Consider the following 18951-nt stretch of genomic DNA (forward strand, 5'->3'; position numbering starts at 1 on the left):
CGTGCCGTCGAGCGGCTCTTCCCTCAGCCGGCGTTCGAGATTGATGAGCTTGCCTTCGGCGCGGCGGCGGCCAAGCTCACCCTTTTCGATGGTGGCAACGCCGGCGGAGTCGTAGCCGCGATATTCGAGCCGCTTCAACGCATCGACGATGAGCGGCGCGACCTGGCTTCGGCCAACGATTCCAACGATACCGCACATGGCGCGTGCCCCCGATTCCCAGCGGAAAATCCGGCGTTATCTAGGGACTGCCGGCCTGCCGCGAAAGTCACTTTGCGTTTCGTTCCGTGTCAGTGGAACGGTTCTTTGCCAAGGCACAATGCCAGACTGCGCTTGCAATCCGGTTACCTGAACCGCTCGGGTTTTCAGGGCCCAGGTTTTCCACTCGTTCATATCTGATCGAGCAGCGACCGCCTCCCGAAGGAGGCGCTGAAGATCATTCCGCGGCCTTCTTCTTCGCCGCGGCGGCCGAGGCGAAGCGCTCGCGCAGCTCCTTGCCCTTGCCGGGGATCGTCTTCTGGCGGGCACGGCCGAAGGCCAGCGCGTCGTCGGGCACGCTCTCGGTGATCACGCTGCCGGAGGCGATATACCCGCCCTTGCCGATCGTGACCGGCGCCACCAGCGAGGAGTTCGAGCCGACAAAGGCCCCCTCGCCGATATCGGTGAAGAATTTCGAGTAGCCGTCATAATTGCAGGTGATGGTGCCGGCGCCGATATTGGCCGCGGCCCCGACCCGCGCATCGCCGATATAGGTCAGATGGTTGACCTTGGCGCCCTCCTCGATCGTCGCCTGCTTGACCTCGCAGAAATTGCCGACCTTTGCCTTGTTGCGAAGATCAGCGCCCGGCCTGAGCCGCGCGAAGGGCCCGACATCGCAATTGGACGCGATCGTCGCGCCCTCGATATGGCTGAAGGCGTGGATCTTGGCGGCCGAAGCGATCCTGACGCCCGGCCCGAACCAGACATTCGGCTCGACGATCGTGTCGGCGCCGATCTCGGTATCGTGCGAGAAATAGACGGTCTCGGGCGCGATCAGCGTCACGCCCGCAAGCATAGCCTCGCGCCGCCGGCGTGCCTGCCAGACCCGCTCCGCCTCGGCGAGTTCGGCCCGGTTGTTGATGCCGAGCGCGTTTTCGAAACTGGCTTCCGTCGCCACCACGCTGAGGCCTTGCGCGCCGGCGATCTCGACGATGTCGGTCAGGTAGAACTCACCCTTGGCATTGTCGTTGCCGACTTTTTCGAGCAATTGCAGCGCCTGGTCGCCGGCAATGGCCATCATTCCCGCATTGCAGAAGGTGATCTTCTTCTCGTCCTCGCTGCAATCCTTCTCCTCGATGATGGCAAAGAGCTTTCCGCGTCTTTCGATCAGGCGCCCGTATCCGGTTGGGTTTGGAGTGCGAAAGCCGATGACGACGACGGCCGCGCCCTCTGCCAGCTTCTGCCGCGCGGCTGCCAGCGCTTGCGCATCGATCAGCGGTGTGTCGCCGAACATGACGAGAATATCGTCATAACCCTTTGATATCGCTTCGCGAGCGGCGAGCACCGCATGCGCGGTGCCGAGCCGCTTCTCCTGCACGAAAGTCTCCGCCTTCGGCGCGAATTTCTGCGCCGCCTTGCGCATCTCGTCGGCGCCGTGGCCGATCACCAGCGCCAGGCCGGTTGCACCGGCAGCCTCGGCGGCCTTCACCACGTGAGCCACCATTGGCAGGCCGGCAATGGCATGCAGCACCTTGGGCATGGCGCTTTTCATGCGCGTGCCTTCGCCGGCGGCGAGGATGACGGACAGGCAGGATCTCTGGCTCATATAAAGGCAACCATGTGAAAGGGCTTGAATCAACGCATGCTAGCAGCGGGGTGATGCTGCACCAATGCGGTTAAATTCCGGTGAGGTGGGAGAGCAGCTGACTCTTAATGAGCGGGTCCGCCATTCGATCTGGTGCTACGCGCCCGGCTCTACCCCAGCCGTCCCAGCACCGGAAAATTCTCCAGAAGCCAATAGGACGCGCTCTGCACGCCGCCGGTCAGGAAGAACACGCCGGCGACGACCAGCAGCGCGCCGATCGCTTTTTCGACACGACCGAGATGGACGCGGAATTTGCCGAGGAAGCGCATGAAGGCGCCGGAAAACAGCGCCGCGATCAGGAACGGAATGCCGAGGCCGAGCGAATAGGCGGCAAGCAGCAGCGCGCCCTCGCCCACCGTCTCGCGTCCGCCGGCCAAAGTCAGGATCGGTCCCAGCACCGGGCCGATGCAGGGCGTCCAGCCAAAGGCGAAGGCCAGCCCCATGACATAGGCGGCGACCATGCTGGCGGGCTTGCCCTGCGACTGGAAGCGCGCCTCGCGCGACAAGAGCGGAATGCGCAGGATGCCGAGGAAGTTGAGGCCCATGACGATGATCAGCGCGCCGGCGACCATCGCCAGCGGCTCCTGCCAGACCCTCAGCAGGTGGCCGATGGTCGAGGCGCCGGCGCCGAGCGCAACGAAGACGGTCGAGAAGCCGAGCACGAAAGCGAGCGAGGCATAAAGCAGCGCGCCGCGCGTGCCTTCCCGCGCCGTCACGCTTTGGTTGCCGCGGAAATCGTCGACCGAAACGCCGGCCATGTAGCAGAGATAGGGCGGCACCAGCGGCAGCACGCATGGCGACAGGAACGAGATCGCCCCTGCCCCGACCGCGCTGACATAGCCGATGTCCAATGCCATTTCGTCCGCCCTGCTTGTGCTGGCGACGATATAGCGACGCGGATGGCGCTTCGCCAATCACCATTGTGTGGCACGTCGCCGCTTCGCCAAGGAAGAAACAGCCGCGCCAACGCGTTGACATAGCCAGCGCGGAACTTCCGCGCGTGTTCTCAGGGAGATTGTCATGAAATCGATCGCACTCGGGTTTGCCGCACTTCTGCTCGGCACCGTCGCGTCCCATGCCGCCGAAGCGTGGAAGGAAGCCGAAGTCGGCGGCACCAAAATCTACACCGATGCCAAGGGCATGACGCTTTACACTTTCGACAAGGACGAAAAGGGCAAGTCCACCTGCTACGACAAATGCGCCGCCAACTGGCCGCCGCTGAAGGCCGAGGCCGGCGCCAAGGCAGACGATGAATGGACTGTTATCGACCGCACGGACGGCTCCAAGATGTGGGCCTATGACGGCAAACCGGTCTACACCTTCGTCAAGGACAAGAAGGCCGGTGACATGGCCGGAGAAGGCGTCGCCGGCGCCTGGCACGTCGTCAAGGCCGATTGAACCTGCCCTCGCCACCGCCCGGCTGGAGGGTGGCTGCCGGGTCTCTCTCGACTCGGCAGCCGGCAATCCCTTTCCGATCCGAGCCGCTTCGACGATCGTCTTGCGACAAGAGCGCACGACCGTATCTCATGTGATCGAGACGCGGACCTCGCCATCCCCAAAAAATGTGATCTTTGCCATACACTCTAAGAGTGTATCGCCGATCGCCGCTTCCCAAATTGCCCGCCTCCCCTTGACCGATTGCAAAAGCGCGGCCATGTGAGCGACGAAAAGAGTGGGATTTCGTCGCGCGTCGCGGAGTTCTTCCGCCACCTCACAGCTGATTAAGAGACCTCATGGACGTCGTCGTCGTCGAATCGCCGGCCAAGGCGAAGACAATCAACAAATATCTCGGCAAGAACTATAAGGTTCTGGCCTCGTTCGGCCATGTCCGCGATCTGCCGGCCAAGGACGGCTCGGTGCGCCCCGACGAGGACTTCGCCATGTCCTGGTCGGTCGACACCGCGTCGGGCAAGCGCCTGGCCGACATCGCCAAGGCGGTCAAGGATGCCGACGGCCTGATCCTCGCCACCGACCCCGATCGCGAGGGCGAGGCGATTTCCTGGCACGTGCTCGAAGTCCTGAAGCAGAAGCGCGCGCTGAAGGACAAGCCGGTCAGCCGCGTTGTCTTCAACGCCATCACCAAGGCTTCGGTGCTGGATGCGATGGCCAATCCCCGCCAGATCGACGCGCCGCTGGTCGACGCCTATCTCGCCCGCCGTGCGCTCGACTATCTCGTCGGCTTCACGCTGTCGCCGGTGCTGTGGCGCAAGCTGCCGGGCGCCCGTTCGGCCGGCCGCGTGCAGTCGGTGGCGCTGCGCCTGGTCAGCGACCGCGAATCCGAGATCGAGCGCTTCATCCGCGAGGAATACTGGCAGATCGCCGCCATCCTCAACACGCCCCGCAACGACAGTTTCGAGGCGCGGCTGACCGCCTTCGCCGGCAAGAAGCTGCAGAAGCTCGACATCGCCAACAAGGCGCAGGCCGACGACATCAAGGCCATGCTCGAAGGCGCGACCTTCAAGGCTTTGTCAGTCGAGGCCAAGCCGACAAAACGCAATCCCGGCCCGCCCTTCACCACCTCGACGCTGCAGCAGGCAGCATCGTCTGGGCTCGGCTTCTCGGCCACCCGCACCATGCAGGTGGCGCAGAAACTCTATGAAGGCATGGATGTCGGCGGCGAGACCGCCGGCCTCATCACCTATATGCGTACCGACGGCGTGCAGATGGCGCCGGAGGCGATCGAGGCCGCCCGCGACGCCATCGTCAGCGAGTTCGGCGCGAAATACCTGCCGGAAAAGCCGCGTTTCTACACCACCAAGGCCAAGAACGCCCAGGAAGCGCACGAGGCGATCCGCCCGACCGATTTCAAGCGCACCCCGACTTCCGTTCGGCAATATCTCGATGCCGACCAGGCGCGCCTCTACGAGCTGATCTGGAAGCGCGCCATCGCCAGCCAGATGCAGCCGGCCGAGATCGAACGCACCACGGTCGAGATCGAGGCGGTCAACGGCGCCCGCACCGCGGAGCTGCGCGCGATCGGCTCGGTCATCCGTTTCGACGGCTTCATTGCCGCCTATACCGACCAGAAGGACGAGGACGCGGAGGACGAGGAGAGCCGCCGTCTGCCCGAGATCCGTTCCGGCGAGCAACTTGCCCGCCAGGCGATCAACGCCACCCAGCACACGACCGAGCCGCCGCCGCGCTATTCCGAGGCGTCGCTGATCAAGAAGCTGGAAGAACTGGGCATCGGCCGGCCGTCGACCTACACCGCGATCCTGAAGACGCTCGAGGACCGCGACTACGTCACCATCGACCGGCGCCGGCTGGTGCCGCAGGCCAAGGGCCGGCTGCTCTCGGCCTTCCTCGAAAGCTTCTTCGAGCGCTACGTCGAGTATGACTTCACCGCCTCGCTCGAGGAGAAGCTCGACGAGATTTCCGACGGCAAGCTCGCCTGGAAGGACGTTCTGCGCGACTTCTGGAAGGATTTCTCCGGCGCCGTCGACGACATCAAGGAACTGCGTGTCACCGACGTGCTCGACGCGCTCAATGAGGAACTTGCGCCGCTTGTCTTCCCGGAACGCGAGGACGGCTCCAACCCGCGCATCTGCCCGAAATGCGGCTCGGGAAACCTCTCGCTGAAGCTCGGCAAGTTCGGCGCCTTCGTCGGTTGCTCGAACTATCCGGAATGCTCCTACACCCGCCAGCTCGGCGACGCCGCCAACCCCAATGGTGAGAACGGCAATGGCGACGACGGCGTCAAGCTGCTCGGCAAGGACCCCTACACCGCCGAGGAAATCACGCTGAGGAGCGGCCGTTTCGGCCCCTATATCCAGCGCGGCGAAGGCAAGGAGGCCAAGCGCTCGAGCCTGCCCAAGGGCTGGACGCCGGAGTCGATCGACCACGAGAAGGCGCTGGCGCTGCTGGCCCTGCCGCGCGATGTGGGAAAACACCCCGAAACCGGCAAGATGATCTCGGCCGGCCTCGGACGCTACGGGCCGTTCGTGCTGCATGACGGCACCTATGCCAATCTGGAAAGCATCGAGGACGTGTTCTCGATCGGCTTGAACCGCGCTGTCTCGGTGATTGCCGAGAAGCAGCAGAAGGGCAAGGGCGGCCGCAACGGCGCCACGCCCGCGGCGCTCAAGGACCTTGGCGACCATCCCGATGGCGGCGGCAAGATCGTCGTGCGCGACGGCAAATACGGTCCCTATGTCAATTACGGCAAGGTCAATGCGACGCTGCCCAAGGGCAAGGACCCGCAATCGGTGACGATGGAAGAAGCGCTCGCTCTGATTGCCGAGAAGGAAGCCAAGGGCGGAGGCGGCAAGAAGCCCTTCCGTCGGGGCGCGAAGAAGGGGTAGCGGGACGTGGCGCGCAGGATCTCCGGAAGAAGCCACGGCGATCCGCGCAACGCCGACACGAGGGCCAAGGTGGTCAAGGACGATTACCGGCCCTCGCGCGACGAGTTGCTGCGCTACATCGCCGAAAATCCCGACCGGTCCGGCAAGCGCGAGATCGCCAAGGCCTTCGCCCTTCGCGGCGACGACCGCATCTGGCTCAAGGATATGCTGCGCGACCTTCAGGACGAGGGCCTGTTGACGAAGGAGCGCAAGCGGCTCTCCCGTGTGGGCGCCGTGCCTCACGTCGCGGTGCTCGATATTTTCGGCCGTGACGACGACGGCGTGCTGCTGGCGCATCCGAACGAATACACCGGCAACGGCTCGCCGCCCGTCATCGCCATCCGCATTTCGCGCGGCGCCAGCGGCCCGGTGCCCGGCATCGGCGACCGCGTTTTAGCCAAGACCTTCCCGACCGACGATCCGTCGGGCCCCGCCTATACCGGCCGGGTGATGAAGATCTTCGAGAAGCGCAGCGACGCGGTGCTCGGTGTCTTCCGCGTGCTGAAGGACGGCACGTTCCGCATCGAGCCCGTCGAACGGCGGCAGCCGGAACTGATCGTCGACAAGGAATTCCAGAACGGCGCCAAGAACGGCGATCTCGTCGAGGTCGAGCCGGCGCGGGCATCCCGTTACGGACTGCCCAGGGCAAAGGTGCTGGCGGTGCTGGGATCGCTGAGCAGCGAGAAGGCGGTCTCGATGATCGCCATCCACGCCCACGACATTCCCCATGTCTTTCCGGCGGACGTGATCGCCGAGGCCGAAGCGGTGAAGCCGGCGACGCTCGATCACCGCGAGGATTGGCGCGATCTGCCGCTGGTGACCATCGATCCGGCCGACGCGAAGGACCATGACGACGCCGTCTTCGCCGCGCCCGATGCGGACGAGAAGAATCCCGGAGGCGTCGTCGTCACCGTGGCGATCGCCGATGTCGCCGCCTATGTCCGCTATGGTACCGCGCTCGACCGCGAGGCGCTGAAGCGCGGCAATTCGGTCTATTTTCCGGACCGCGTCGTGCCGATGCTTCCCGAACGCATCTCCAACAACCTCTGCTCGCTGCGCGAGGGCGAGGACCGGCCGGCCATCGCCGTGCGCATGACCTTCTCCTCGGAAGGCCGCAAGCTCAGGCATTCCTTCCACCGCGCGATGATGAAGTCGGCCGCCAAGCTTGCCTACCCGCAGGCGCAAGCCGCGATCGACGGCGTGCCTGACGACAAGACGAAGCCGATCCTCGATAGCGTCCTGAAGCCGCTTTGGGATGCCTATTCGGTGCTCAGGCGCGGCCGCGACTCCCGCCAGCCACTGGAGCTCGACCTGCCGGAGCGCAAGATCCTGCTGAAATCCGACGGCACGGTCGACCGCGTCACCGTGCCGGAGCGACTCGATGCGCATAAGCTCATCGAGGAGTTCATGATCCAGGCCAATGTCGCGGCCGCCGAGACATTGGAGGGCAGGAAAGAACCCCTCGTCTACCGCATCCACGACGCGCCGTCGCTGGCCAAGCAGGAATCGCTGCGCGAGTTCCTGCAGACGCTCAGCCTGTCGCTGGCGCGCGGCGCGCAGATGCGGCCCAGCCAATTCAACGGCATTCTGGAGCGGGTGCGCGGCGCCGACAACGAGGCGCTTGTCAACGAAGTGGTGCTGCGCTCGCAGAGCCAGGCCGAGTACTCCCCGAAGAACATCGGCCATTTCGGCCTCAACCTCAGGCGCTACGCGCATTTCACCTCGCCAATCCGCCGCTATGCCGATCTGATCGTGCACCGCGGGCTGATCGCCGCACTTGGTCTGGGTCCCGGTGGCTTGACGCAGCAGGAGGCGGACAGGCTGGAAGAGGTCGCCGCGCTGATCTCGGCCACGGAACGCCGCGCCATGGCCGCCGAGCGCGACACGGTCGACCGGCTGATCGCCGCCTATCTGGCCGAGCGCGTCAACGACACGTTCGACGCGCGCATCTCCGGCGTCACCAAGGCGGGGCTCTTTGTCCAATTGCCGCAGTACGGCGCCGATGGCTTTATTCCGGTGTCAAGTTTGGGCGGCGACTACTATATCTACGACGAAACCGCCCGATCGCTGTTCGGGGAACGCACCGGCAAAGGCTATCAGCTTGCCGACCGCGTCGAAGTCCGGCTGGTCGAGGTCGCGCCAATGGCCGGCGCGATGCGTTTCGAGATGCTGACCGACCCGAAGCCACTGCCCGGCTCGAAGCGGTCGTTCCACAAGGCCAAGGGCCGCGCCCGTGCGTCGCAATCACGCACCGGTCCGCGCGGCAGGAGAAGATGATGCCAGGCGATATGCGCGTGGAAGAACAGGTTTTCGGCGGCGAGCATCACTCCGGCCGCGTCGCGCGCCCGCTATGGACGGCGATCAAGCGCGGCTTGCTCGGCCGCTGCCCGCATTGCGGCAAAGGGAAGCTGTTCAGCGCCTTCGTGAAGCCCGTGGACAAGTGCGAGGTCTGCGGCGAGGAACTGCACCACCATCGCGCCGACGACCTGCCTGCCTATCTGGTCATCGTCATTGTCGGCCATATCGTGGTTGGCTCGTTCATGGCCGTGGAGGCCGCCACCACGCTGTCGACTTGGCAGCACGCGCTGATCTGGGTGCCGCTGACCATCATTCTCGCTCTCGTGCTGCTGCAGCCGGTCAAGGGCGCCGTCATCGGCCTGCAATGGGCGCTGTATATGCACGGCTTCGGCGACGAGAAGGACGAATTCGAGAGCCATTGATAAGCCAGGTCTCGCCGCTGCCCGGCCCTGGTGCAAAGGCAGCGACGAGCAAGCCACTTTCGCATCCGGGAAGTTTCCGCTAGGTCGAGCGCATGGAACGAATGACCAAGGCGGATGTCGACAAGCTCGATAAGGGCCTGGCCGTGCGCAGCGGCCGGGCGCTGCGTCCGCGCGATGCCGCGACCCTCATTCTCCTCGACCGCAAGGGCAAGGACGTTCTGGTGCTGATGGGCCGGCGCCACGCCCGCCATGCCTTCATGCCCGGGAAATTCGTCTTCCCCGGCGGCCGCACCGACCCGGCGGACAGCCGCATTTACGTCGGCGCCCCCCTGCCCGGCGAAGAAGAGAAAAAGCTGCTCGCGGGTCCTGGCCGCGCGAGCGCGGCGCGGGCGCGGGCAATCGCCCTGTCGGCGATTCGCGAGACCTATGAGGAAGCCGGCCTGCTGATCGGCCGCAAGGGCGCCTTCTCCACCGTAAAGCGCGACTGGCAGGGTTTCGCCGAACATGGCGTGGTCCCGTCGCTGGACGTGCTTCGCTTCATCGCCCGCGCCATCACCCCGCCCAACCGCGTGCGCCGTTTCGATACGCGTTTCTTCAGCGCATGGCGCCACGACGTTGCCGTGGAGTTGCCCGGCGGCGGTCCGACCAACGAGTTGGAGGAACTCGTCTGGCTGCCGCTCGCCGATGCCCGCAAGGCCGACATCCCCGACATTACCGGCATGATCCTGGAAGAACTGCAAAGTCGGCTTGCCGACGATCCCTTGCTGCGGCCGGGGGGCGCCGTGCCGTTCTTCCGGCTCGTCCGCAACCGCTTTGTCCGCGAAGTCCTTTAGAAGCAGAGCATTTTGATCCCATGACGGTCGATACCCAACAACAGGGCGACGAACGCGTACACTGGCTGCCGATGATCGCGGCGATCTCCTCGATCAGCGTCGTCGGCATCGCCATCGGCCTCGGCATGCCACTGCTCAGTGTCATCCTGGAGACACGCGGCCACTCGGCCTCGATGATCGGCCTCAACACGGCGGTTGCTGGCCTGGCCTCGATCGCCGGTGCGCCGCTCGCCACGCCTTTAGCCATGCGGCTCGGCGTCGCCTGGACCATGCTGTCGATGATTGCCATCGGCGCGCTGGCCTTTGTCGGCTTCCACTTCGCGCCAGATTTCTGGATGTGGTTTCCGCTCCGCGTCGTGCTGCACATTTCGCTCACGGTGCTGTTCATCCTGTCGGAGTTCTGGATCAGCACCTCCGCGCCGCCGCACCGGCGCGGCCTCGTGCTCGGCATATACGCCACGGTGCTGTCGCTCGGCTTTGCCGCCGGGCCGTGGCTGTTCGCTCATCTCGGAAGCTCGGGGTTCAGACCCTTTGGCGTCATCATCGCCCTGGTGACGCTGGCCGCGATTCCCGTGCTGGCGGCACGCAAGGAGAGTCCGACCATCGTCGCCGACAGCGAGACCAGCCACTTCCTGCGCTACATCTGGCTGGTGCCGACCGCCACTTTCGCCGTGCTGGTCTTCGGCGCGGTCGAGACCGGCGGCTTCGCGCTCTTCCCGGTCTATGGCAACCGCATCGGTTATTCAGAAGCCGACGCGGCGCTGCTTTTGACCATGATCGGTCTCGGCAATGTGCTGCTGCAGATCCCGATCGGCATGATCAGCGACCGCATTTCAGACCGGCGCTACCTGCTCCTGATCTGCGCCACGGTAGGGCTGATCGGAACCGCCTTCATGCCGTTCTTCGCCCAGAACTGGCATCTGATGGCGGCGCTTCTGTTCGTTTGGGGCGGCGTCGTGGCGGCCATGTACACGATCGGCCTTGCCCATCTCGGCTCGCAGCTTTCCGGCCATGAGCTTGCCTCCGCCAACGCGGCCTTCGTGCTTTGCTATGGCGTCGGCATGGTGCTGGGTCCGCAGGCGATCGGCATCGGCATGGATGCGTTCGGCCCCTCGGGCTTCGGCTGGTCGCTGGCGATCTTCTTCGCCGCCTACATGCTTCTGGTCCTGGTCAGGCTGGTGCGCAAGATTCTGTAGAAGAACGTAGCCGAAGCTTCGGGCATCCTGACATCACCATGTCAGCAGCACCCCTGCTATACCCTGTCTCCAACGCGAGGTAGGAGAATTGCTATGATCGACAGCGGCTTTGAAACCAGATCCCTCAGGATGGAATTGCTTCTGCTCGTCACATTCCAGGCGCCGGCCGCCGATGTCGAGCGCATCATGGAGGCAGTGGTGGCGATCACGCCGCTGCGCATGGGCAAATATGACAGCAACGCCTATCAGTCGGCGCAAGGCGTCGAGCGCTATCGGCCGCTCGAAGGCGCCGCCGCTGGCGCCGAGACGGAATTGCGCCGGCGGCCCGGCACCGTCGAAGTGTCGTTCGAGATCGCCGACGACCAGGCGCTCGCCGCTCGTGTCGTCGAGGCGATATTCCAGGCCCACTCCTATCAGGAGCCCGTCATCCGCATCCAACCGCTGCTCGCCAGCCGTTCCAAGGGTCTTGACGACCATGCCAATCCCAACCGCTGGTGGAACACCACGGGCGACTGGAAAAAAACCGCTCAGCGGATCGAGGAGAACGCCTGAAGCAGCGAAATCAGCCGTGCCGAGATGAGGCAAGGACGGCGCCCGGGCTTGACTTTCCGGGCGCGTTCTTTATGTGTCGCGCCAAGTTTCCCGCGTCCGGGTGTTTTCCCCGTGCTCCAGCGGCCAAAACTCCACGAACATTAACGGACGAAAATCATGGCCAAAGCCGCAAACATCAAGATCAAGCTTCTGTCGACCGCCGACACCGGGTTCTTCTACGTCACCAGCAAGAACAGCCGTACCAAGACGGACAAGCTCTCGTTCCGCAAGTACGATCCGGTTGCCAAGAAGCACGTCGAGTTCAAGGAAACCAAGATCAAGTAATCTGGTTATCCTGAGAAATCAAAACGCCGCCTTCCGGGCGGCGTTTTTGTTTTTGGAAAGACCCCAGGAAAAGTCGGACACGGCTTTCCGACAAGAGGAAGCCGCGCGGCTGTCCGCGCAAGCTTCCGATGTCGGTTTTGAGAAAAAGGGGGCCGGTCGGCGTTTGGCAGCGGTACGAGGAGGCCACTATGTGCCAGCGCCGGCCGGCCGACCCCACGGACCCAGGAGATGCGGCGGACCTGAGCATCATGGGGTATTTTCTGGATCGAGCCGGCTAGTCTACCCTCGTGCCGGCCTCGTCTTCGGTCTATGCATCGCAGATTTGCGCAAGACCTTATAAAAATCAATCATTTCTTAACCACCGCTCGCGAATCGCTTGGGTTAAGGTAAATTCGTAACCCTGTCGGGACGGCCGGGAATCAGCGCCTTTTGCAGGGCATGTCTCCGAAAGTGGGAACATGCGCAAAAGTTAAACCTAAAGCATAAACAGCAAATCTGAAAGATCGCGGCGGCGCGCCTCAGGCAGCCTTAGCGACCACCCGGTTGCGACCGCCGCTTTTGGCCTCATAGAGCGCCAGGTCGGCACGCTTCATCAGAGCGGCGACGCTGTCCGTCCCTTTCAGGACCGAGGATACGCCGACACTGACCGTGACCTCGATCGCCTTGCCGTCGGCACCGATGGCAAAAGGCGCCTGCGCGATCTCGGCGCGAATGCGCTCGGCCACCTTCTCGGCCACCGCGCCGTCGGTATCCGGCATGACCACGACGAACTCCTCGCCGCCGAAACGACAGGCGAGATCGATGCCACGCACATTCTTGCGCAGCCGCCGGGCGAACTCGCGCAGCACGTCGTCGCCGCCATCATGGCCGTGGGTATCGTTGATCGACTTGAAGCGGTCGAGATCGGTGATCATCACCGACAGTGGCCGCCGCCGCGCCACGGCGCGATCGAACAGCGTCTGCAGATGGCTGTCGAGATAGCGTCGGTTGTGCAGCCCTGTCAGCCCGTCGATCACCGCCATCTCGATCGTCTGGGCGACGCTGGCGCGCAATTGGTCGTTGTAGCGCTTGCGCCGCACCTGGGTGCGCAGCCGCGCCGTCAGCTCGTGCTGGTCGATCGGCCGCATCAGGTAATCGTTGATGCCGAGCTCCAGCCCGCGCAGGATGCGGCCCTCCTCGCCCTCGTCGGCCAAAAGCATGATTGGCAGGAAGCGGGTGCGGTCGAGCGAACGTAGCTGCGAGCAGAGCCTCAGCGCATCGAAGTCGGAGAAGGCGGTCGACACCAGCACGCATTCATACGGCGTCTCGGCCGCCTGGAAGAACCCGGCATGGGGATCGGTCGCGACATCCAGCTCGGCGCTGTTGCGCAGCATCTTCTGGATGCGTTCGACCGAAGATTGGCGCTCGTCGACAAGCAGTACCCTCGGCTTGGTGTCCTCGGTCGCGAAATCGCGGCTCAGAAGTTCTTCGATGCCGATATTGCGCGTGGTCGAGGCGCGCAGCCGTAATTCGTCGGTCAACGATTTCAACCTGACTAGGCTCTTCACGCGCGTCATCAGTTGCAGGTCGTTGACCGGCTTGGTCAGGAAATCGTCGGCGCCCGCCTCGAGGCCGCGCACCCGGTCCGACACCTGGTCGAGCGCGGTGATCATGACGACGGGGATATGCGAGGTCGCCGGATCGCTCTTCAGGCGCTTGCAGACCTCGAACCCGTCCATGTCCGGCATCATCACGTCGAGCAGCACGACGTCGACCTTGCCGTTCTCGCAGGTCTCGATCGCATCCGGGCCGTTGCTGGCCGTCAGCACCTCGAAATACTCGGCAAGCAGCCGAACCTCCAGCAGCCGCACATTGGCGGGGATATCGTCGACGACGAGGATCCGCGCTGTCATCTCAAAAAACTCCGGTTCTGCTGGTCTTGGGCATCAGGCGTCGCCCAGATAGGATTTGATCGTCTCGATGAAGCGCGGCACCGAAATCGGCTTGGAGATATAGGCCTCGCAGCCGCCTTGGCGGATGCGCTCCTCGTCGCCCTTCATGGCGAAGGCGGTGACGGCGATGACCGGGATCGAATGCAATTCGTCGTCTTCCTTCAGCCACTTGGTCACTTCCAGGCCGGAGACCTCGGGCAGTTGGATGTCCATCAGGATGAGGTCCGGGCGGTGCTGGCGCGCAAGATCCAGCGCCTCCAGCCCGTTGCGCGTGCGAACCGTCTCGTAACCGCTGGCTTCGATGAGGTCCCGAAAGAGCTTCATGTTGAGCTCATTGTCCTCGACGATCATGACCTTCTTAGCCATCAGTTTCCCGTCCCGACCGCCCTCGAAGCCGAAGGCCGTCGCAATGCGTCCCCCTCGGACCGCACCCAACCCTTTTCCACCCTAGCCCAATATGATTGACGAAACGGAAACCGAAGGTTGGAAAAGCTGCACGGATTCCACCTTCGGACGTTGCACGGGGAGAGAGCGGAGGCTTGCCGCAAGCGACGCTTGCCGTTACTGCGGAAGGAGACTCGAAAATCCACCATTCAAAGGTAATGATGGCGAACGCAGCGTCAATGCGCGAGGAAGCGGAAACCATTGCCGTCAAGGCGCTGGGCTTCATTGCCGCGGATCCCGAACTTCTGCCCCGCTTCCTGGCGATCACCGGCATCGCCGTGCAGTCGATCCGCAAAGCCGCCGCCGAGCCCGGCTTCCTTGCCGGCGTCCTGCAATTCATCCTTGCCCACGAGCCGACGCTGCTGCGCTTCGCCGAGGAAACCGGCACCCCGCCAGCCGCCGTCGGCAAGGCACTGCGCGCGCTTCCGCTCGGCAACGACGACCACGAGCGTTCGACATGAGCGACGATCCTGAGACGGCGCGGCAGATCGAAGAGCTTGCCGCCGATGACCGGCCGCTGCTGGTGCTCGACGTCGACGATGTCGTGCTCGAATTCATCCGGCCTTTTCCGCACTATCTGAAGTCGCGTGGTTTCGGCCTGACACTCGCTTCCTTCCGGCTCACCGGCAACATCGCCGAGACGGCAACCGGCCGGCTGATCGAGCAACCCGAGGTGACGGCGCTCTTGGGCGAATTCTTCGATGCCCAGGCGGATTGGCAAAGCATCGCCGACGGCGCCGCGGACGCGCTCGCAATGCTCGGCCGAGGCGCCGAGATCGTCATGCTGACCGCCATGCCGCACAAGCACCGCGCCGTGCGCCGCGCGCACCTCGATGCGCTGGGGCTCAATTATCCGCTGCTGACGACGGAAATGGCCAAGGGACCTGCCATCGCGAAACTGCGCGGCGTCAAGGGCCGTCCCGTCGCCTTCGTCGACGACCAGCCCTCCAACCTGGTCTCGGCGCGCAATTCCGTGGCGGATGCCCATCTCTTCCACTTGATGGCCGACAACGCGTTGCGCGCCTTCCTGCCGCCGACGTCCGAAGACATCTTCTCGGTCGAGGACTGGCGCGAAGCGACGCCAAAGATCGCGGCGGCGCTTGGGCTCTAACTCAAGTGCTCAGGGCTGCAGCTTCGCGCCAGCCCCGCCATTGTCGCCGCCGTCAGAATCGTCGCCTCCGGTGGAATCATCCGTTCCGTTGGCGCCGTCATTGCCCGAATTGTCATCCTGGCCGGCGCTGTCATCCTGGACTTCATCCGGCCCCTTCAGCATGGCGCCATTGACTGTGACGGATCCATCGGCCTTGGTGTTGATCATCCATTCCAGCCGGCCGTCCGGCAGCGTCTTGCCAAAACCTTTGACCGCCAAGGCGAACGGGAAGGCCTGCGCCATCTGCTCATCGCTCTTGGCCGCTTCCTTCAGGGCATCGACGATCTTGTCATAGCCGGCGACGTCGATGGTCACGGTCGCATCGGGCTTTTCGCCGGGGAAGGTCATCTCACCTTCCATCGCGACCTCGATGGCGCCATTCTTCAGCGTGCTGTGCCCGATCACGACCTTCGGGTTCTTGGCCTTGAAATCGGCGACCAGAGCCTTGCCGAATTCATCCGACAGCGGCGGATTCTTATTGAGATCAAAGGCTTCGATCGCTTTCTTGGCCATCGTATCGAGATCGATATTGGCGCCGCCGAAGTTCAGATCGATGTCGGTTGGCAGCAATGCGGCGGTCCATTCCGGAAGGGTCTGCCGCGGGATCGTCAGGCCGGTTGCCTTGATCGTGTAGTCGAGCTTGCCGTTCTGGGAGACACCGTCCATCCCGAAGGCGGTGCTGAATTGCGCGGCCCCGAACTTGCCGACGGGGCTCTCCACCTCGAAATCCTTGAAGCCGTAGTTGCCGTCGACCCGTTCCCAAACGGGCAACGCAGCCAGCATGAGCGATTTGAGCTCCGCCTGGTTCGCCTTGAGCTTGGTTTCGTCCTCATTGGCCACGGCGAAGGCAAGCAGGTCGAGCAAGGGCTTCGTGCGCACGCCTTTGCCCTTTGCGTCCACCGAAAGTTCCGGCGTTTTCAAGGTGAGTGGGAAATTCATTCCGCTATTGGGATCATCGATCTTGATCTTCTCGACGAAGTCCGAAACTTTCTGGGTGGCAGTGAAGTCGACGCCGCCATTGGCGGACTTGGTCGCCGTAACGGTGGCAGTGCCGGCGCCGGTCGAGACATCGGCCTGCTGCTTGGCTTCCCGGGACGTCATGGTCATCCCGGCCAACGAGCTGGTGGCGTTGGTGAAGGCGGCAAGCGCCGGATCGTAGACACTGGTCAGCTTGCCGTCCTTGATCGTGAACTCCATGCTCTGACGGCCTTCCGGCCCATCAAGCTCGAAGGACGCGCCCTGCGAGAAATTCGACGAGACGTCCCAGGACCCGTCGCTGCGCGGTTTCACCATCAGGGCGTATGGCGCCATGTCGAATTTCAGGAGCTTCTGCTCCGGCAGAGCACTGACGAGCGCCTTGATGTCGAGCGCGATCTTGTAGGCGCCACCCTCGACCGAAACCTTGAGCACTCCCTTGTCGAAGGCCTGCTTGCCAAAATAGCGCGACAGATTGTCGGACAGCTCCTTTGCGCCCTGGTTGTCGACGGTCTGGGCAAAAGCTGGCGCGCTGAGCGCAAGGGCAAAGGCAAGTGGCAAAATACGCTTCACGTCGGTTCTCCGTTGGTCTCGGAAGACGAAATATTTGTGCTTCTGGTAGGCAAGAAGCGTTACAGCCGCAAGACACCGACTGTAGGCCAAAAGCGCATCCGGCTAAAGCACAAGTCGCATCAGCGGCCGGCCGGGCTTGCGCTCCACAAGTCTTTCGAAGCCTGCCTTCTCGAACACCCGCGACGAGCCGACGAAAAGCCCGATCGAGCGCGAATCGCGCGACAGGTCGATCGGGCAGGCTTCCAGCAGCCGCGCGCCGTTCTCACGCGCAAATGCGATGCCGCCCTCGACAAGGCGATGCGTGACGCCGCGGCCCCTCGCCTTGACGCGGATGAAGAAGCAGGAGATCGCCCAGACATCCGGATCGCCGGCATCGGCAGGATCGACCGGCGCCGAGCCCCTGCCCTGATTGTTCCACTCGGGCACGTCGGCGCGCGGACCGATCTGCATCCAGCCGACGGCCTTGCCGTCCTCGAAGGCTAGAAGCCCAGGCGGCGGGCCGGCCTCGATTCGCGCCTTGATGTGGTCCTTGTTGCGTTCCTTGTCGCTGGCGCGGCGCTCCGCCGGCGTCAGCCGGAAATGGGTGCACCAGCAGCCGTAACAGGCGCCCTGCTTGCCGAAGAGGTCCTCGAAATCGGTCCAGCGCTCAGGGGTCAGCGGTGCTATGGTTGTGCTCATGCGTTCTCCCCAGGCCAAGCTTGTTGCCAGCCTTGCGCTGTCGTACCATTGCATCTGTTCTCTTTATGTTCGCAGCGATGGCGGCTCCTGTCAACAATCCCGAACACGGTTTTTGCCGTGACTGCCTGGCTCTCCAGCGCTCGCAGACGCGTCGCTGCGATCGCTGCGGCAGCCCGCGCCTGGTCCGTCACGCCGAGCTCTACCGGCTCAAGATCGCCCATATCGATTGCGACGCCTTCTACGCGGCGATCGAAAAGCGCGACAACCCGGCGCTGAAGGACAGGCCGGTGATCGTCGGCGGCGGCCGGCGCGGCGTCGTCTCCACGGCCTGCTATATCGCCCGCATCCAGGGCGTGCGCTCGGCCATGCCGATGTTCAAGGCGCTCGAACTGTGCCCTGAAGCGGTGGTGATCCCGCCCAACATGGAGAAATATGTCGGCGTCGGGCGCGAAGTCCGCGCGTTGATGCTGGCGCTGACGCCGCAGGTCGAGCCGCTGTCGATCGACGAGGCCTTTCTCGACCTCGCCGGCACCGAGCGGCTGCACGGCATGCCCCCGGCGCTGGTGCTGGCGCGCTTCGCCCAGACGGTGGAAAAGGAGCTCGGCATCACCGTTTCGGCCGGCCTCTCCTACTGCAAGTTCCTGGCCAAGATCGCCTCGGATTTCCGCAAGCCGCGCGGCTTTTCGGTGATCGGCGAAGCAGAGGCGCCGAGCTTCCTCGCCGCGCAGCCGGTGACGATGATCTGGGGCGTCGGCAAGGCGCTGGCCGCGACGCTGGAGCGCGAGGGCATCCGCATGATCGCGCAATTGCAGCGCATGGATCGCGGCGACCTGATGCGCCGCTACGGCGTGATGGGCGACCGACTCTATCGCCTGTCGCGTGGCGAGGACGACCGCCCGGTCGACCCCGGCGGCGATGCCAAGAGCGTCTCGGCCGAAATCACCTTCGACACCGACATCGCCGCCCTGGCGGAACTGGTGCCGGTGCTGCGCGGGCTCTCGGAAAAGGTCTCGGCGCGGCTGAAGAAATCAGGCATTGCCGGGCGCACCGTGGTGCTGAAGCTGAAGACGCAGGATTTCAAGCTCCGCACCCGCAACCGCCAGCTTGGCGATCCGACTCGGCTGGCAGACCGAATCTTTCAGACAGGGCTCGATTTGTTGCGCCGCGAAGCCGACGGCACCAGATTCCGCCTGCTCGGCATCGGCGTCAGCGACCTTTCGGACGACGAAAAGGCCGATCCGCCGGATCTGGTCGACGTACAGTCGCGCAAGCGCGCGCTGGCTGAAGGCGCGATGGACACGCTGCGCGACAAGTTCGGCAGGAAAGCCGTCGAGACCGGCTACACATTCGGCAAGGGCCGGGCCGCCAATCCGCCCGAGCCGCTGGAAGATTGAG

At 64.0% G+C, this 18951-nt stretch carries 17 protein-coding genes and 1 pseudogene; 11 read left to right on the forward strand and 7 right to left on the reverse strand.

Annotation, left to right across the window (positions count from 1 at the left end):
• From AC0YKC_RS26780 to AC0YKC_RS26790, 3 genes and pseudogenes are all read right to left on the reverse strand, one after another.
• A pseudogene (locus AC0YKC_RS26780) lies at positions 1-198 on the reverse strand (glutamine--fructose-6-phosphate transaminase (isomerizing)); the annotation flags it as partial.
• Between the two features lie 235 nt (positions 199-433).
• Positions 434-1801 carry a bifunctional UDP-N-acetylglucosamine diphosphorylase/glucosamine-1-phosphate N-acetyltransferase GlmU gene (gene glmU, locus AC0YKC_RS26785; protein ID WP_488513267.1) on the reverse strand — a complete coding sequence of 456 codons (1368 nt, stop codon included), beginning with the start codon at positions 1799-1801 and terminating at the stop codon, positions 434-436.
• Positions 1802-1950: 149 nt separating this feature from the next.
• Positions 1951-2697 (reverse strand): cytochrome c biogenesis CcdA family protein, encoded by a 747-nt coding sequence (locus AC0YKC_RS26790; protein ID WP_488513268.1) that lies wholly within the window; start codon positions 2695-2697, stop codon positions 1951-1953.
• 163 nt (positions 2698-2860) lie between these two features.
• On the opposite strand from AC0YKC_RS26790, the gene AC0YKC_RS26795 reads away from it, so the two are divergent.
• The 8 genes from AC0YKC_RS26795 (at position 2861) to rpmG (ending at position 11805) form a co-directional block, all read left to right on the forward strand.
• On the forward strand, positions 2861-3238 hold the full coding sequence (locus AC0YKC_RS26795; RefSeq protein WP_488513269.1) for a COG4315 family predicted lipoprotein: 378 nt from the start codon (positions 2861-2863) through the stop codon (positions 3236-3238).
• Between the two features lie 335 nt (positions 3239-3573).
• Complete coding sequence (topA, locus tag AC0YKC_RS26800) at positions 3574-6141, forward strand: type I DNA topoisomerase (RefSeq protein ID WP_488513270.1); 2568 nt, start codon at positions 3574-3576, stop codon at positions 6139-6141.
• Between the two features lie 6 nt (positions 6142-6147).
• The gene (gene rnr / locus AC0YKC_RS26805; protein WP_488513271.1) at positions 6148-8457 is read left to right on the forward strand and encodes a ribonuclease R; all 2310 of its coding nucleotides are present in this window, start codon (positions 6148-6150) and stop codon (positions 8455-8457) included.
• Positions 8457-8900, forward strand: a complete 444-nt coding sequence (locus tag AC0YKC_RS26810) for a DUF983 domain-containing protein (protein ID WP_488513272.1) — start codon at positions 8457-8459, stop codon at positions 8898-8900. Before rnr ends, AC0YKC_RS26810 begins: the two co-directional genes overlap by 1 nt.
• A gap of 92 nt (positions 8901-8992) precedes the next feature.
• Entirely contained in the window at positions 8993-9733 is a 741-nt protein-coding gene (locus AC0YKC_RS26815; protein ID WP_488513273.1) for an NUDIX hydrolase, read from the forward strand.
• 20 nt (positions 9734-9753) lie between these two features.
• On the forward strand, positions 9754-10929 hold the full coding sequence (locus AC0YKC_RS26820; RefSeq protein WP_320295542.1) for an MFS transporter: 1176 nt from the start codon (positions 9754-9756) through the stop codon (positions 10927-10929).
• Between the two features lie 93 nt (positions 10930-11022).
• Positions 11023-11481 (forward strand): YqfO family protein, encoded by a 459-nt coding sequence (locus AC0YKC_RS26825; RefSeq protein WP_434722975.1) that lies wholly within the window; start codon positions 11023-11025, stop codon positions 11479-11481.
• Between the two features lie 156 nt (positions 11482-11637).
• The gene (gene rpmG, locus AC0YKC_RS26830; RefSeq protein WP_006201775.1) at positions 11638-11805 is read left to right on the forward strand and encodes a 50S ribosomal protein L33; all 168 of its coding nucleotides are present in this window, start codon (positions 11638-11640) and stop codon (positions 11803-11805) included.
• Positions 11806-12323: 518 nt separating this feature from the next.
• Here rpmG and AC0YKC_RS26835 read toward each other — a convergent pair.
• Positions 12324-13697 carry a PleD family two-component system response regulator gene (locus AC0YKC_RS26835; RefSeq protein ID WP_320295540.1) on the reverse strand — a complete coding sequence of 458 codons (1374 nt, stop codon included), beginning with the start codon at positions 13695-13697 and terminating at the stop codon, positions 12324-12326.
• 33 nt (positions 13698-13730) lie between these two features.
• Positions 13731-14102: a response regulator gene (locus AC0YKC_RS26840; protein ID WP_027166515.1), complete on the reverse strand. Its 372-nt coding sequence runs from the start codon at positions 14100-14102 to the stop codon at positions 13731-13733.
• Positions 14103-14341: 239 nt separating this feature from the next.
• Here AC0YKC_RS26840 and AC0YKC_RS26845 point away from each other — a divergent pair, with 239 nt between their 5' ends.
• A complete protein-coding gene (locus tag AC0YKC_RS26845; protein ID WP_488513274.1) occupies positions 14342-14641 on the forward strand; it encodes a DUF3572 domain-containing protein in 300 nt (99 codons plus the stop codon).
• A complete protein-coding gene (locus AC0YKC_RS26850) occupies positions 14638-15291 on the forward strand; it encodes a hypothetical protein (RefSeq protein ID WP_320295539.1) in 654 nt (217 codons plus the stop codon). Before AC0YKC_RS26845 ends, AC0YKC_RS26850 begins: the two co-directional genes overlap by 4 nt.
• A 9-nt stretch (positions 15292-15300) precedes the next feature.
• On the opposite strand, the gene AC0YKC_RS26855 is transcribed toward AC0YKC_RS26850, so the two are convergent.
• Together AC0YKC_RS26855 and AC0YKC_RS26860 are read right to left on the reverse strand one after the other, a co-directional pair.
• Positions 15301-16878 (reverse strand): YdgA family protein, encoded by a 1578-nt coding sequence (locus AC0YKC_RS26855; RefSeq protein ID WP_488513275.1) that lies wholly within the window; start codon positions 16876-16878, stop codon positions 15301-15303.
• 102 nt (positions 16879-16980) lie between these two features.
• Positions 16981-17556, reverse strand: coding sequence for a GNAT family N-acetyltransferase (locus AC0YKC_RS26860; protein ID WP_488513276.1), 576 nt, complete (start codon positions 17554-17556; stop codon positions 16981-16983).
• 65 nt (positions 17557-17621) lie between these two features.
• Between AC0YKC_RS26860 and AC0YKC_RS26865 the strand changes: the two genes are divergently transcribed.
• Positions 17622-18950, forward strand: a complete 1329-nt coding sequence (locus AC0YKC_RS26865) for a DNA polymerase IV (protein WP_488513277.1) — start codon at positions 17622-17624, stop codon at positions 18948-18950.
• Position 18951 lies beyond the last annotated feature (1 nt).

The organism is Mesorhizobium sp. CNPSo 4661, assembly GCF_057784215.1.

Coding starts and splice junctions, on each gene's coding strand:
- glmU (WP_488513267.1), bottom strand. CDS start 1,801: ATGAGCCAGAGATCCTGCCTGTCCGTCATCCTCGCCGCCGGCGAAGGC.
- AC0YKC_RS26790 (WP_488513268.1), bottom strand. CDS start 2,697: ATGGCATTGGACATCGGCTATGTCAGCGCGGTCGGGGCAGGGGCGATC.
- AC0YKC_RS26795 (WP_488513269.1), top strand. CDS start 2,861: ATGAAATCGATCGCACTCGGGTTTGCCGCACTTCTGCTCGGCACCGTC.
- topA (WP_488513270.1), top strand. CDS start 3,574: ATGGACGTCGTCGTCGTCGAATCGCCGGCCAAGGCGAAGACAATCAAC.
- AC0YKC_RS26810 (WP_488513272.1), top strand. CDS start 8,457: ATGCCAGGCGATATGCGCGTGGAAGAACAGGTTTTCGGCGGCGAGCAT.
- AC0YKC_RS26815 (WP_488513273.1), top strand. CDS start 8,993: ATGGAACGAATGACCAAGGCGGATGTCGACAAGCTCGATAAGGGCCTG.
- AC0YKC_RS26820 (WP_320295542.1), top strand. CDS start 9,754: ATGACGGTCGATACCCAACAACAGGGCGACGAACGCGTACACTGGCTG.
- AC0YKC_RS26825 (WP_434722975.1), top strand. CDS start 11,023: ATGATCGACAGCGGCTTTGAAACCAGATCCCTCAGGATGGAATTGCTT.
- rpmG (WP_006201775.1), top strand. CDS start 11,638: ATGGCCAAAGCCGCAAACATCAAGATCAAGCTTCTGTCGACCGCCGAC.
- AC0YKC_RS26835 (WP_320295540.1), bottom strand. CDS start 13,697: ATGACAGCGCGGATCCTCGTCGTCGACGATATCCCCGCCAATGTGCGG.
- AC0YKC_RS26840 (WP_027166515.1), bottom strand. CDS start 14,102: ATGGCTAAGAAGGTCATGATCGTCGAGGACAATGAGCTCAACATGAAG.
- AC0YKC_RS26845 (WP_488513274.1), top strand. CDS start 14,342: ATGGCGAACGCAGCGTCAATGCGCGAGGAAGCGGAAACCATTGCCGTC.
- AC0YKC_RS26850 (WP_320295539.1), top strand. CDS start 14,638: ATGAGCGACGATCCTGAGACGGCGCGGCAGATCGAAGAGCTTGCCGCC.
- AC0YKC_RS26860 (WP_488513276.1), bottom strand. CDS start 17,556: ATGAGCACAACCATAGCACCGCTGACCCCTGAGCGCTGGACCGATTTC.
- AC0YKC_RS26865 (WP_488513277.1), top strand. CDS start 17,622: ATGTTCGCAGCGATGGCGGCTCCTGTCAACAATCCCGAACACGGTTTT.